General features: G+C 41.7%; 14 protein-coding genes. 8 read left to right on the plus strand and 6 right to left on the minus strand.

What is annotated here, in order from left to right; all coding sequences use genetic code 11:
• Window positions 1-81: 81 nt before the first annotated feature.
• The 3 genes from AC0KVP_RS05280 (at window position 82) to AC0KVP_RS05290 (ending at window position 2,890) form a co-directional block, all read left to right on the plus strand.
• Entirely contained in the window at window positions 82-1,404 is a 1,323-nt protein-coding gene (locus tag AC0KVP_RS05280) for an NCS2 family permease (protein WP_004696144.1), read from the plus strand.
• A 67-nt stretch (window positions 1,405-1,471) separates the two neighbouring features.
• Window positions 1,472-2,473 carry an adenosine deaminase gene (locus AC0KVP_RS05285; RefSeq protein WP_178927684.1) on the plus strand — a complete coding sequence of 334 codons (1,002 nt, stop codon included), beginning with the start codon at window positions 1,472-1,474 and terminating at the stop codon, window positions 2,471-2,473.
• Window positions 2,474-2,527: 54 nt separating this feature from the next.
• Window positions 2,528-2,890 (plus strand): hypothetical protein, encoded by a 363-nt coding sequence (locus tag AC0KVP_RS05290; protein WP_005400570.1) that lies wholly within the window; start codon window positions 2,528-2,530, stop codon window positions 2,888-2,890.
• A 26-nt stretch (window positions 2,891-2,916) separates the two neighbouring features.
• Here the strand turns inward: AC0KVP_RS05290 and AC0KVP_RS05295 are convergent, their stop codons facing one another.
• Window positions 2,917-3,471: a cytochrome b gene (locus AC0KVP_RS05295; protein WP_159152877.1), complete on the minus strand. Its 555-nt coding sequence runs from the start codon at window positions 3,469-3,471 to the stop codon at window positions 2,917-2,919.
• Window positions 3,472-3,707: 236 nt separating this feature from the next.
• Here AC0KVP_RS05295 and AC0KVP_RS05300 point away from each other — a divergent pair, with 236 nt between their 5' ends.
• The 3 genes from AC0KVP_RS05300 to rnhB all read left to right on the plus strand — a co-directional run bounded on the left by AC0KVP_RS05300 (window position 3,708) and on the right by rnhB (window position 5,232).
• On the plus strand, window positions 3,708-4,088 hold the full coding sequence (locus AC0KVP_RS05300) for a hypothetical protein (protein WP_473339472.1): 381 nt from the start codon (window positions 3,708-3,710) through the stop codon (window positions 4,086-4,088).
• Between the two features lie 139 nt (window positions 4,089-4,227).
• Window positions 4,228-4,590, plus strand: coding sequence for a hypothetical protein (locus AC0KVP_RS05305; RefSeq protein WP_004696154.1), 363 nt, complete (start codon window positions 4,228-4,230; stop codon window positions 4,588-4,590).
• 63 nt (window positions 4,591-4,653) lie between these two features.
• On the plus strand, window positions 4,654-5,232 hold the full coding sequence (rnhB, locus tag AC0KVP_RS05310) for a ribonuclease HII (RefSeq protein WP_473339474.1): 579 nt from the start codon (window positions 4,654-4,656) through the stop codon (window positions 5,230-5,232).
• Window positions 5,233-5,289: 57 nt separating this feature from the next.
• Here rnhB and csrA read toward each other — a convergent pair whose 3' ends face one another.
• The 3 genes from csrA to alaS all read right to left on the minus strand — a co-directional run bounded on the left by csrA (window position 5,290) and on the right by alaS (window position 9,858).
• On the minus strand, window positions 5,290-5,544 hold the full coding sequence (gene csrA / locus AC0KVP_RS05315) for a carbon storage regulator CsrA (protein WP_004982340.1): 255 nt from the start codon (window positions 5,542-5,544) through the stop codon (window positions 5,290-5,292).
• Between the two features lie 273 nt (window positions 5,545-5,817).
• Window positions 5,818-7,098: an aspartate kinase gene (locus tag AC0KVP_RS05320; RefSeq protein WP_005400573.1), complete on the minus strand. Its 1,281-nt coding sequence runs from the start codon at window positions 7,096-7,098 to the stop codon at window positions 5,818-5,820.
• A 66-nt stretch (window positions 7,099-7,164) separates the two neighbouring features.
• Window positions 7,165-9,858 carry an alanine--tRNA ligase gene (gene alaS, locus AC0KVP_RS05325; protein ID WP_473339478.1) on the minus strand — a complete coding sequence of 898 codons (2,694 nt, stop codon included), beginning with the start codon at window positions 9,856-9,858 and terminating at the stop codon, window positions 7,165-7,167.
• A gap of 391 nt (window positions 9,859-10,249) precedes the next feature.
• Between alaS and gap the strand changes: the two genes are divergently transcribed.
• Window positions 10,250-11,284, plus strand: a complete 1,035-nt coding sequence (gene gap / locus AC0KVP_RS05330) for a type I glyceraldehyde-3-phosphate dehydrogenase (protein WP_473339480.1) — start codon at window positions 10,250-10,252, stop codon at window positions 11,282-11,284.
• Window positions 11,285-11,397: 113 nt separating this feature from the next.
• Window positions 11,398-11,703: a hypothetical protein gene (locus AC0KVP_RS05335; RefSeq protein WP_126037229.1), complete on the plus strand. Its 306-nt coding sequence runs from the start codon at window positions 11,398-11,400 to the stop codon at window positions 11,701-11,703.
• Window positions 11,704-11,712: 9 nt separating this feature from the next.
• Here AC0KVP_RS05335 and AC0KVP_RS05340 read toward each other — a convergent pair whose 3' ends face one another.
• Together AC0KVP_RS05340 and AC0KVP_RS05345 are read right to left on the minus strand one after the other, a co-directional pair.
• Window positions 11,713-12,012 carry an AzlD family protein gene (locus AC0KVP_RS05340; RefSeq protein WP_005400577.1) on the minus strand — a complete coding sequence of 100 codons (300 nt, stop codon included), beginning with the start codon at window positions 12,010-12,012 and terminating at the stop codon, window positions 11,713-11,715.
• Window positions 12,009-12,755: an AzlC family ABC transporter permease gene (locus AC0KVP_RS05345; RefSeq protein ID WP_473339483.1), complete on the minus strand. Its 747-nt coding sequence runs from the start codon at window positions 12,753-12,755 to the stop codon at window positions 12,009-12,011. Before AC0KVP_RS05345 ends, AC0KVP_RS05340 begins: the two co-directional genes overlap by 4 nt.
• Between the last annotated feature and the right edge of the window lie 21 nt (window positions 12,756-12,776).

The raw sequence follows: 12,776 nt of genomic DNA on the forward strand, positions 1-12,776 counted from the left end.
TAATCAGATTTTCATCGTACTGAGTGTCGAAATTTTTTGGCAGTTATACAGTTTTAAAAGTTTATTTACAGGGGCTAGGTCATGACGACTCCTAATCCATCTTCAGAAAATATGCTCGAGCGTATGTTCAAACTGAGTGAAAATAAAACCAGTTTTCGTACAGAGCTTCTTGCAGGTGTAACCACATTCTTAACCATGTGTTACATCATTATTGTGAATCCAATGATTTTATCCGAAACGGGGATGGATCATGGTGCTGTCTTTGTAGCGACTTGTCTTGCAGCCGCAATTGGCTGTTTGGTTATGGGTATTGTTGCAAATTATCCAATTGCATTGGCACCAGGTATGGGCTTAAACGCTTACTTTACCTATTCGGTGTGTATGGGTATGGGTGTGCCTTGGCAGACTGCTTTGGCTGCAGTGTTTGTATCAGGTTTGGTGTTCATTGCGATCAGTATGTTTAAGATCCGTGAAGCCATTGTGAATGCAATTCCAATGTCGCTTAAACTTGCGATTGGCGGCGGAATTGGTTTATTCCTTGCGCTGATTGCTTTAAAAAATGCAGGCGTTATTGTGGACAATCCAGCGACTTTGGTTGGATTGGGCGACTTAAAGCAACCGACGGTTCTTTTGGCTTTATTTGGCTTCTTGATGGTGGTTGTACTGCATCACTTTAAAGTGCGTGGTGCCATTATTATCAGCATCTTGGCCTTAACTGCAATTTCAACAGCAATGGGCTTAAGCGAGTTCAAAGGTGTTGTTGGTGAGATTCCATCAATTGCTCCAACATTCATGCAAATGGACTTTGAAGGTCTATTTACGGCAAGCTTAGTGGGTGTCATCTTTGTATTTTTCTTGGTCGATTTATTTGACTCAACAGGTACATTGGTGGGTGTGTCACATCGTGCAGGCTTACTGAAAGATGGCAAGCTTCCACGTTTGAAAAAAGCATTATTTGCAGACTCAACCGCAATTGTTGCAGGTGCAGCATTAGGTACATCTTCGACGACACCATATATTGAGTCGTCTGCGGGTGTTGCTGCTGGTGGCCGTACAGGTTTAACCGCAGTTGTGGTCGGTGTATTATTTATCTTATGTTTGTTTTTAGCACCCTTAGCTCAATCTGTACCTGGTTTTGCAACAGCTCCAGCATTGTTATTTGTTGGCGTGTTAATGATTCAGGGGATTACCCATATTGATTGGGATGATATTACTGAAGCCGTTCCTGCGTTCTTAACCATTGTATTTATGCCATTTACCTATTCAATTGCAGATGGTATTGCGATGGGCTTTATTAGCTATGCATTGGTTAAATTGTTCACCGGTAAAGCGGCGACTGTACCGTACATGGTGTGGATTGTAGCTGTGCTTTGGGCATTAAAATTCGCGTTATTTGGTGGCTAATTCATCAAATAGTGATAAGGGTGTAAACTCAGTTTACACCCTTTTTTATTTTTAAAGAGGAAAAGATATGAGTCAATTGGAGCTCATTCGTGCTTTACCAAAAGCTGAATTGCATGTGCATATTGAAGGGACATTTGAGCCAGAACTCATGTTTGCAATCGCACAGCGTAATCAAATAGACATTCCTTATAAGTCGGTTGAAGAAGTAAAACAGGCTTATAATTTTCACAATCTACAATCATTTTTAGACATCTATTATGCAGGCGCAAATGTACTGATTCATGAGCAAGATTTCTATGACTTGGCTTGGGCGTATTTTGAAAAATGTGCCGAAGACCGTGTAGTGCATACCGAAATGTTCTTTGATCCACAAACACATACAGACCGTGGTATTGCTTTTGAAACAGTGATTAATGGTCTGCAACGCGCATGTGATGATGCCAAGGCAAAATTCGGCATTAGCTCGCATTTGATTATGTGTTTCTTGCGTCATTTAAGTGAAGAAGCAGCCCTTGAAACTTTAGCACAGGCATTGCCTTATAAAGATCAAATCATTGGTGTGGGCTTGGACTCAAGCGAAGTTGGGCATCCTCCTTCAAAGTTTGAACGTGTCTTTGCTAAAGCGCGTGAAGCAGGCTTTTTAGTGGTTGCGCATGCGGGTGAAGAAGGTCCAGCAGAATATGTGTGGGAAGCTTTAGATTTGCTTAAAGTGAATCGTATTGACCATGGTGTGCGTTCTGAAGAAGATCCTGTATTAATGCAGCGTTTGATCGCGGAGAAAATGCCACTGACAGTTTGTCCACTCAGCAACTTAAAGCTATGTGTCGTTAACGATATGGCACAGCACAATATCCGCCGTTTGTTGCAACAAGGTGTGCAAGTGACGGTAAATTCAGATGATCCATCGTACTTTGGTGGTTATATGAATGATAACTTTATTGCCATTACAGATGCGTTAGACTTAACAGCAGCTGAGCTAAAACAATTGGCACTGAACTCTTTTGAGGCGTCGTTTATTTCGGCAGAAGAGAAGCAAAAATGGGCGGCTGAAATTGCAGCCATTGCTTAATCTAATGTCCTTTTAAAGACAGGGTTCGCTCTGTCTTTTTTATGTGAGATCAATATGAAAAAAATCATTGCATTGCTTGTGGTTATTTTTGTGCTCTTTGCAGTTTATTTGCTCAAAACGGATACAGGGTTAACTCAAAAACTATTAAAGCCAGTGGTGGTGTATCAGTGCGGTGTTGAGCTTGAAGCGACAAGGCTGTGGAAAGTCAGTACAGCATTGCTTGGTGAAGAGAAAAAGAATCAGCTCCAAACGCAAATCTGTGGTTGCGTGGGTGAAAATGCGTTAAAGGATATTCCAGCAACAACTTTGTTGCGCGCAGTGGTTGATGAACAAGTCAAAAAACAGGTGGTACAACAGGGTGTGTTGAATACGCTGAAAGGATGTGTGGTGGATGAAGTCCTAAAAGCAACAGATTGATGCTTTTAGGCTAATTAAACTTGGTCTTACTTTGCTTGTTTGGTCATGCTATTTAACACATTATCTTTATCAATAAAGTGGTGTTTCAGTGCTGCTGCAATATGCCCTACTAACAGCAATCCAGCTGCCCATGAAATCCAGATATGTAAAGGTTTTACGATCGCGAGTAATTCAGGGTTATCTTGTACTAAACGGGGAATTTCAAAAAGGTACAATACAGGCGCAGGGTGCCCAGCACTCCAGCTAAATAAACAGCCAGTAATTGGCAAAGCCAACAAAATGAAATATAAAGCCAAATGACCGAGGTGTGCCATTTTTTGCATGAACGGTGACATACTGTCTGGAAGTTTGGGTGCAGGGTGGGTATAACGCCAAAAGATACGAATCACTACCAGAAAGATAATCGTGGTTGCAATGTTCTTATGTAAGGTAATGACATCCCCTTTAAAGCTACCGTCAGCATCATAGCTGAGGAAGTTTCCGCTATAAAAACCAATCAACCAAGCAGCAATAAAGATAATTGCCATGAGCCAATGCAGGATTTGAGCAGTACGCGTGTAATGGGTATTTGCCGAGTTCATTAGATTCACATCCATTTTTATGTTGCGCTATTTTATAGAACTATAGATAGGTCAAAAATGTAGTAGATGCAACATAGCGTTGATATTCTGCAACGCTGCACAGACCAATGGCGCATGACTGATCTAAAACTGTGCAATAAGCGAAAGATATTAAAATGGCATGGAAATAGTGTTTCCGTAAATAGCAAAGATTCGGCAAAATACGCGCACTTTAACTGTTATAAATGGATAACTCCGTGAAAAAAATGATTGCAGTGCTTGCTCCTTTGGCTTTGATCCTTTCGGCTTGTACAACGACTGATATGGCAACGACCAATAATACGACGACCACCACGCAACAACTGGGTACAGCGGCGCTTAAAATTGCCATTAATGCAAAATGTACGACTGAGTTGAATAATCTACCAGCATGGAAAACAGCAACCAAATTTATGACGGCTGATCAAAAAACCGATATTCAAACCGAAATTTGTGGTTGTGTCAGTGAGAAAGCCCCACAAAATATTACCGCTGTCGATGTGGCAACAGCGGCCATTGACCCTGCAGCGCGTACAACCATTATTAGCAATGCTGTGACCAAAACCATCAATGCATGTGTGGCTGAAGCGGTGAATTAAGTTGTGATATATCAAAGAAGCGGGGGGACATGCCTCGCTTCTTTGCGGTTTTTTTGTACTTTTTGGTGTTTATCTTTTATATTGATGTGAATAATAACAATTGAAGCCTGATTTCTTTTACAACAAAGGGTGTATCTGTATGAAGAATGATAAGTTAATTCTCTGTTTGTTTGGCTCGCTTATGCTTTCCGCGTGTGTGTCGAATCCTTTATCTAGCTCAGATGATGATGGAATCTCGGCTATTAAAATGGCCTCACATGCAAAATGTATGGATGAAATCGAAACTAATCCGACATGGATCATGGGCAGTAAGCTGTTATCAGAAGACCAAAAACAAAAGAAAAAACGTGAAGTATGTAACTGTGTAGGTGATAACTCTCCCAAAGTATTGTCTAAAGAGCAGTTGGCTTTGGCGGCAATTGATCCCAAAGCAAAGGCAACCTATGGCGCTTTAGCCGCAACAAAAACAACAGCCACATGCGCCTCTGAAATGCTAAACTAAGCCGAATAAATTGTTAAGTTTTTAAAATGGCTGTTGATCAGCCATTTTTTATGAGAGTAGAAAATGCAAATTGCAGGTGCAGATGAGGCAGGGCGCGGCCCTTTAGTGGGTTCAGTGGTCGCTGCTGCGGTAATTCTAGACCCGAATAACCCGATACAAGGGTTGAATGATTCCAAAAAACTGACCGAAAAAAAACGTGAAAAACTTTTTGTCGAAATTAAGGAAAAAGCATTGGCATGGGCGATTGCTGAGGCGAGTGCTGCTGAAATTGATGAGATCAACATTTTACAAGCATCTTTGCTTGCGATGCGCCGCGCGGTTGAACAGCTTGCAATACAGCCCGAACATGTCTTGGTTGATGGTAATAAAATTCCACAAGGCTTAAGCATGAGTTGTGAGGCAATTGTGGGTGGTGATGCTTTGCATGCTGAAATCTCAGCAGCAAGTATTTTGGCCAAAGTGACACGTGACCATCAAATGATTGAGATGGATCGAAAATATCCTCAATTTGGTTTTGCCAAACACAAAGGTTATCCAACCAAAGCGCATTTTGAGGCGATTGCTGAACATGGGGTCATTGACGAGCATCGTCGTAGTTTTGGGCCTGTAAAGAAAGTGATTGAGGCACTTGAGCAAAAATAGACTGTATAAAAATTTAAAGCGGCCAATCGGGCCGCTTTATATCTGAATGTTTCAATCTTAACGATTGAAATTATTCTGCTGTGCACCTTCATCTTCAAATGCAGGCTGGTAATCCTGATCAAGATGTTGAAGATGTTCATGCATTGCACGTTCATGCTGAATGCGTTGATAAATCTCTTCACGATGTACAGATACTTCTTTGGGAGCATTGACACCAATACGAACTTGGTTGCCTTTGACACCAAGTACAGTAACACTTACTTGATCCCCAATCATTAATGTTTCACCGACGCGTCGGGTCAAAATCAGCATGTTTATCTCCTTGCAAAACGCTAAACCTGCAGTTGTACTAAAGTAAAATACATAATTTTTTGTATTTAAAAAAATTTAAACAAATGTTTAATACAACCGCATGACACTTGAATTTTTAGATATCTAGTGACATTAGGTATAACATTCATCTAAATTTAAGAAAGCCTCGGGCTTAATATAACAGAGCCACTATAGAAAAAACTATAGTGGCTTCTGATTTTTGTAGTCTTTTGCAAAAACTGTCAGACAATGACAAGTTTTTCGCAAGATTGCTTAAGCACGTGCGCTTGATTCACCATGTTCACGGTCTAAACCGAAAGCAGTGTGTAGAGAACGTACAGCAAGTTCTAGGTAGTTTTCTTCAATAATCACAGAAATTTTGATTTCTGAAGTTGAGATCATCAAAATGTTGATGCCTTCATCAGCTAGGGCAGTAAACATTTTACTTGCAACGCCTGCATGCGAGCGCATACCAACACCTACGATTGACACTTTAACAATGTCATCACGTGTAGCAACTTCGCGCGCACCAATGGCTTGAGCCGTTTCTTGAAGAATTTTTGTTGCTTTTGCAAGTTCGCCGCGGTTTACCGTGAAGGTGAAGTCAGTCGTACCATCTTCTTCAACATTTTGGATAATCATATCCACTTCAATGTTGGCATTACCAATAGGCGATAAAATTTTAGATGCAATACCTGGTTCATCAGGAACACCTAGAATCGTAAGTTTAGCTTCGTCACGGTTAAATGCGATACCAGAGATAATTGGTTGTTCCATGTTGTCTTCCGCCTCAGTGGTGATTAGTGTTCCGACGTTCTTTTTAAATTCTTCGTCGAATGCGCCATCATCGTCATTATCAAAACTTGATAATACGCGTAAAGGCACTTGGTATTTTCCTGCAAATTCAACCGAACGAATTTGTAGAACTTTTGAACCAAGTGATGCCATTTCCAGCATTTCTTCAAATGAAATACGGTCTACTTTTTTCGCTTTTGGTGCAACGCGTGGGTCAGTGGTATAAACGCCATCTACATCTGTATAGATTTGGCATTCATCTGCTTTTAATGCCGCAGCAAGTGCTACACCAGAAGTATCTGAACCGCCACGGCCGAGGGTGGTAGTGTTACCATCGGCATCGAAGCCTTGGAAACCAGCAACCACGATCACACGACCAGCATCTAAATGTGCAGTCATGGTATCAGTATCAATTGACTCGATACGTGCTTTGGTAAACGCATTGTCCGTTTTGATACCGACTTGGCGACCCGTAAGTGACTTAGCTTCAACGCCAATAGAATTGAGCGCCATTGCTAACATTGAAATCGTTACCTGTTCACCCGTAGAAACCATTTGGTCTAATTCTCGTGGGTCAGGGGTTTCGGTAATGGCTTTCGCTAAAGCAAGTAGACGATTGGTTTCGCCACTCATTGCTGATACAACCACTACAACCTTGTGGCCGTGGTCATGCCAACGCTTTACACGACGAGCAACATTTAAAATGCGCTCTGGAGTACCCATAGAGGTACCGCCATATTTTTGAACGATTAATGCCATAGTTGTTCCATATAAACCATGACCCTGAATGCATCATTCAGGGTCAGTTACACAAAAGGTGAAGTTTTATTTCGCTTCAAGCCAAGCAGTTAAATCTGCCATCACTGTTGCAAACTTCTCGTTTAGTGGCGCGCCACCTTGTGCTAAGTCAGGTTTGCCACCACCTTTACCACCGAGCTCAGTTGCTAGATGTTTGATGATGTCACCTGCTTTAATAGAAGCAGTAAAGTCTTTTGCTACAGAGGCGATCAGGCTAACTTTGTCACCTTCAACACCAGCAAGTACAATAACTGCATTTTCTAATTTTGATTTCACACCGTCATGTAGGTTGCGAAGTGATTTCGCATCCATGTTTTGAACAGTAGTGATCAGCGTTTGACGACCCGCAAGCGTTTGAACTTGGCTAAGCAGTTCAGCAGCTTGGAAGCTGGCAAGTTTTTGATTGAGTTGCTCAATCTGTTTTTGCAAGCTTGATGCTGTGTCGACTAAGGCTTCAACTTTTTCTAAAGTTTGGTCCTTTTGAGCTTTCAATAAACCATTGATGGTATTGATATCACGGTCGGCTTTTTGAGTAACTTCAATGGCTTTCGTACCTGTTACCGCTTCAATACGACGTACACCCGCAGCTACACCACCTTCAGAAGTGATTTTAAACAAGCCGATGTCGCCTGTACGTTTAACGTGAATACCACCGCACAGCTCGATTGAGAAGTTTTTCTCTTCAATGATTGAACCCATTGAAAGTACACGAACTTCATCGCCATATTTTTCACCGAACAACATCATCGCACCTTTTGCTTTCGCAGATTCGATGTCTAGAAGTTCAGTACTTACTGCTGTATTTGCAATCACTTCAGCATTGACCAAACGCTCAATTTCTTGAAGTTGTTCAAACGAAACAGGCTGATCGTTGGCAAAGTCAAAACGTAAGATGTCTGACGCAACCAATGAGCCTTTTTGTTGCACGTGTTCGCCTAAAATTTGACGTAGTGCAGCATGCAAAAGGTGAGTTGCAGAGTGGTTACGTGCAGTTGCAGCGCGGATGTCTGCTTTAACTGTTGCTTCAACATTTTGAGCAAGCTTAATGCTACCTACAGTGACGATACCTTGGTGAACAAAAGCGCCGCCCGATTTTTTGGTGTCTTGGACTTCAAAAATACCTGTGTCATTTTTGAAAATACCCGTGTCACCAATTTGACCGCCGCTTTCTGCATAGAACGGGGTTTGGTTCAGTACGATGAGGGCTTCATCACCTTCAACCACTTCATCAACTTGTTCGCCATCTTTATAGATCGCGATAATTTGACCTTCGCCAACCGTTGCATCATAGCCGTCAAACTGAGTTTCGCCTTCAACTTTAACAACAGAGTTGTAGTCAATTGCGAATTTACCAGCATCACGTGCACGTTGACGTTGCGCAGCCATTTCAACTTCAAAGCCTGCTTCATCAATGGTTAAATCGCGTTCACGTGCGATGTCAGCAGTCAGGTCAGTTGGGAAACCGTAAGTATCATACAGTTTAAACACCACTTCACCTGGAATCACAGAACCTTTCAGTTGAGCCAATTCACCTTCAAGCAATTTCAAACCTTGCTCTAGAGTTTTAGCAAATTGTTCTTCTTCTTTCAGTAATTGCGCTTCAATACGTACTTTCTGTGCTTCAAGTTCTGGGTAAGCTTGACCCATCACTTCAATTAAAGGTTGCAACATTTTATGGAAGAATGAGCCTGTTGCACCCAGTTTGTTACCATGACGAACTGCACGACGAATAATACGACGTAGTACATAACCACGGCCTTCATTTGATGGGTTTACACCATCAGCAATCAGGAATGAACATGAACGTGCGTGATCTGCAACCACTTTAAGTGATGCAGGATATTGAACTGGTGTACCTTTTTCGCGAGCTTCTGCTTCAAGTGCAGCGGTATCTAAACCAATAATTTCAGCGGCTGCTTTGAGTAAGTGTTGGAACAGGTCAATTTCGTAGTTTGAGTTAACGTGTTGTAAAACTGCAGAAATACGCTCTAAGCCCATGCCAGTATCAACAGAAGGTGCTGGAAGAGGGTGTAATACGCCATCCGCAGTACGGTTGAACTGCATGAAAACGTTGTTCCAAATTTCAATGAAACGGTCACCATCTTCTTCAGGTGTGCCTGGTAAGCCGCCCCAAATATGGTCGCCATGGTCAAAGAAGATTTCAGAACATGGGCCACAAGGACCTGTATCACCCATTGCCCAGAAATTATCTGATGCGTATTGGCCACCTTTGTTGTCGCCAATACGGATAATACGGCTAGCATCTAAACCAATTTCTTTGTTCCAGATGTCAAATGCTTCGTCGTCAGTGTGGTAAACCGTTGCATAGAGTTTGTCTTTAGGCAGAGCTAACCAAGCTTCACCAGTGAGAAAATCCCATGCAAATTTGATTGCATCACGTTTGAAGTAGTCGCCAAATGAGAAGTTACCTAACATTTCAAAGAAGGTATGGTGACGTGCGGTATAACCGACATTGTCTAAGTCGTTGTGTTTACCACCTGCACGGACACACTTTTGTGAAGACACTGCACGTACATAATCACGTTTTTCTAGGCCTAAGAAACAATCTTTAAATTGGTTCATACCCGCGTTGGTAAACAACAAAGTAGGGTCGTTGGCGGGAACTAGAGAACTCGACGCGACACGTGTATGCCCTTGCGATTCAAAGTAGCTTAAAAAAGCTTCGCGAATTTCAGCTGATGTCATAAAACGAGTACTCACAACCAAGTCACTCCATAATTTCGATTTGGCTAATAGTAGCTGAAGAAAGTCTTATTCTAAATACGCTGACTTCAGATACTGGCTTAAAAATTTTAAAACGCCAAATTATAACGGAAAAAGGATGTTGCACCAATCACTTTAAGGCGAATTGATGACATTTCTATGTATTCGATAGTTCTAAGATTTTGCTTGTTATTGTTGGATATTTATATCATTTCGTGGAAATGAGTTGATTAGTGCGAGGTGGTCAGGCTGGTCAATTTATGACTTAAGGGTTCATATTCATCATCTTCACTGATGGGTCATAGAAAAAGAAAGCTTAACCAAATCTGTATAAATCCATTAATATAAGCCTGCTTATCTTTCATCATTTTATAAATAAGGGCAAGTCATGCAACGAGTGGCGATAAATGGATTTGGTCGAATCGGACGTAATGTACTACGCGCTTGGTTTGAAAATCCAAAGAACTTTCAGTTTGAAATCGTCGCGGTAAATGATGTAGCAGATGTAGAAACCTTATTGCATTTATTTAAATATGACACCACGCATGGGCGCTTTCCGGGAAAAGTCGATTTAAGTTATGAAAATGAACGTATTTATCTGCATTTATCAAATAATCAAGCACAACTTAAAGTTGAAGTCTTGCGTCAGGAAAATCCGCAAGATTTGCCTTGGGCAAGTCTCCATGTAGACGTGGTTCTAGAGTGCACAGGTTTATTTCGCTCGCGTGAAGCTGCAACAGGGCATATCAGTGCAGGTGCAAAGCGGGTCATTATTGGCGCGGCACCTTTTGACTCAGTTGATGCAGCAATTGTGTATGGGGTGAATCACCATGAGGTCAAAGCCAGTGACCAAATCATTTCCAGTGTGTCATGTACCACACAGGCCTTAGTGCCTTTGGTTAAAATCATTGATGATGCTTTTGGAATCGATACTGCACTGATGACTGAAATTCATGCAGTGACTGCAGATCAGTCTGTATTGGATCATGCGCATCGTGATTTAAGACGTGCTCGTGCTTCAGGTCAAAATATTATTCCCACCACATCATCAGCGCTTGGTGCTTTAAAACAAGTTATGCCAAAAATGGCCGATCGTATCGATGGTTATTCGATTCGTGTGCCAACCATTAATGTGGCGGCGATTGATTTAACTTTTATTTCACAAACTCCGATTACCGATCATAAAATCAATGAAGTACTGATTCAGGCGGCGAAGTCAGACTACCGTGAAATTATGGATGTGACGGATGAACCTTTGGTGTCTTCAGATTTTAATCATTCACCCTATTCACTTATTGTTGATTTAACGCAAACCATGGTGGTGGGGCATCAAGCTAAAGTCTTTGCGTGGTATGACAATGAGTGGGGCTATGCAAACCGCTTATTAGATTTGTGTGAATCTTTTAGTGCGTCAACTACCTAAAGGTCTTTATTTTTAAGCATCTTTTACTCTGAAAACAAGATGATAGGCATAGACCGAATACAGACTTGTGGTTATCATGAATTCATAAACGAAAATAATGTAGAGCGGTGCTTATGTTGATCTTAATTTGGGGATTTATTTTGTTGTTGGCGGTCGCTGTCATTTTTTTAATTTGGTTTCAATTTAAAAATCAGGCAGATAAAACCGATCCAAGCGTAGAACAAAATCAGCTGCAAGAAAAAGTACATCATCTTGAAGAAAATTTAAAAAAGACCTTGGAAATTATGCAAGATCTTGCAAAAAAGATGCATGTGCAACAGGAAGTGATCGAACAGACCACGTCTAAGTTGCAAAAAGTTGAGCTACAAAACGCTGAGTTGGTGAATATTCTTGCTAAAGCCGTACAACCAGAACGCTAAAAATTAAGTTTAGATGAGCACGGTACGTAATAATGCCGCGCTCAGCATACTAATCACGACGGTTGGTAAGAGTGAAAAGCGTGAAGCTGCAATTAGAGTGATGGCAATGGCGAGTAGGTCTGCGACATTGTCTTTGACAAAATAAGGTGCAATTACTGAAATAAGTACGCAGCCCGGAACAACTTCCAAAATCTTTCGTTGTTTGTTGCTTAAAGTTTTATTTTTCAGCAAAACATAGCCCAATATACGCGTCAGATAAGTGGTTGCTGCGACCAATAAAATCGCGATAAGTGTTGTGCTGTGGATCATAGCTCATCCTCCTGAATAAATAAGAAAGCAGAGGCGATGCCACAGATTGCCCCAATAGGCACATACCAACCCGTCGGTAAATATAAATAAGCAATCGCTGCACTAATGAGACTAACCAGCCAAGGGCGTGCGGCGCTAAAGCCTTTACACATACCACGCAGTAAAACCAAAAATACTGCAGCAAAGGCCATATCAAACCCATAACGGTGAACATCGCCTAGCAAAGGACCAAGAATGGCGCCTAAGCTGGTAAAACTGACCCACATCAAGTACAGGGCAAAACAGATACCTGCGTAGTAGGACATGCTAAAGGCCTGTTGTAGCCCAAATCTTTTCTTCTTTTCTGCATCGGCAAGCGCTGCGGCCCAACTTTCATCACACATGAAAAACAGGGCAGGGAAAACCTGTCGATTGGGCAAATGGCGTAAATAGGGCACGAGACTTGCACCCATGAGCAAATGACGGCTATTGACTAGGAACGTAATGAAAATTAAAACGAGAAAATTTGGTGGATTGGTCCAGACTTCGAGCACGGCAAACTCGGAACCGCCCGCAAAGTTTAGGCCAGTAAATAATGGAACTTCTAAATGGCTAAAGCCTTTTTGAGTGGCTTGTGTTCCTAGGACCAAAGCAAAAGGAATAATGCCCAGCAGCATGGGGATAGATGTTTTAATACCACGTTTAAACTCGACGTAGTCTGTGGAGTCATTGAGTTCTTGAGTCGTATTTCTAAGGGAGAACATTTAAAATCGCCTATGCGTGCT

The organism is Acinetobacter sp. DL27 (assembly GCF_055810995.1).

What these genes read in the sequence shown, in the direction of transcription:
- AC0KVP_RS05305 (WP_004696154.1), top strand. Translation starts at nt 4,228, where the DNA reads ATGAAGAATGATAAGTTAATTCTCTGTTTGTTTGGCTCGCTTATGCTT.
- AC0KVP_RS05280 (WP_004696144.1), top strand. Translation starts at nt 82, where the DNA reads ATGACGACTCCTAATCCATCTTCAGAAAATATGCTCGAGCGTATGTTC.
- AC0KVP_RS05340 (WP_005400577.1), bottom strand. Translation starts at nt 12,012, where the DNA reads ATGATCCACAGCACAACACTTATCGCGATTTTATTGGTCGCAGCAACC.
- AC0KVP_RS05295 (WP_159152877.1), bottom strand. Translation starts at nt 3,471, where the DNA reads ATGAACTCGGCAAATACCCATTACACGCGTACTGCTCAAATCCTGCAT.
- AC0KVP_RS05335 (WP_126037229.1), top strand. Translation starts at nt 11,398, where the DNA reads ATGTTGATCTTAATTTGGGGATTTATTTTGTTGTTGGCGGTCGCTGTC.
- AC0KVP_RS05290 (WP_005400570.1), top strand. Translation starts at nt 2,528, where the DNA reads ATGAAAAAAATCATTGCATTGCTTGTGGTTATTTTTGTGCTCTTTGCA.
- AC0KVP_RS05285 (WP_178927684.1), top strand. Translation starts at nt 1,472, where the DNA reads ATGAGTCAATTGGAGCTCATTCGTGCTTTACCAAAAGCTGAATTGCAT.
- AC0KVP_RS05320 (WP_005400573.1), bottom strand. Translation starts at nt 7,098, where the DNA reads ATGGCATTAATCGTTCAAAAATATGGCGGTACCTCTATGGGTACTCCA.
- rnhB (WP_473339474.1), top strand. Translation starts at nt 4,654, where the DNA reads ATGCAAATTGCAGGTGCAGATGAGGCAGGGCGCGGCCCTTTAGTGGGT.
- gap (WP_473339480.1), top strand. Translation starts at nt 10,250, where the DNA reads ATGCAACGAGTGGCGATAAATGGATTTGGTCGAATCGGACGTAATGTA.
- AC0KVP_RS05345 (WP_473339483.1), bottom strand. Translation starts at nt 12,755, where the DNA reads ATGTTCTCCCTTAGAAATACGACTCAAGAACTCAATGACTCCACAGAC.
- csrA (WP_004982340.1), bottom strand. Translation starts at nt 5,544, where the DNA reads ATGCTGATTTTGACCCGACGCGTCGGTGAAACATTAATGATTGGGGAT.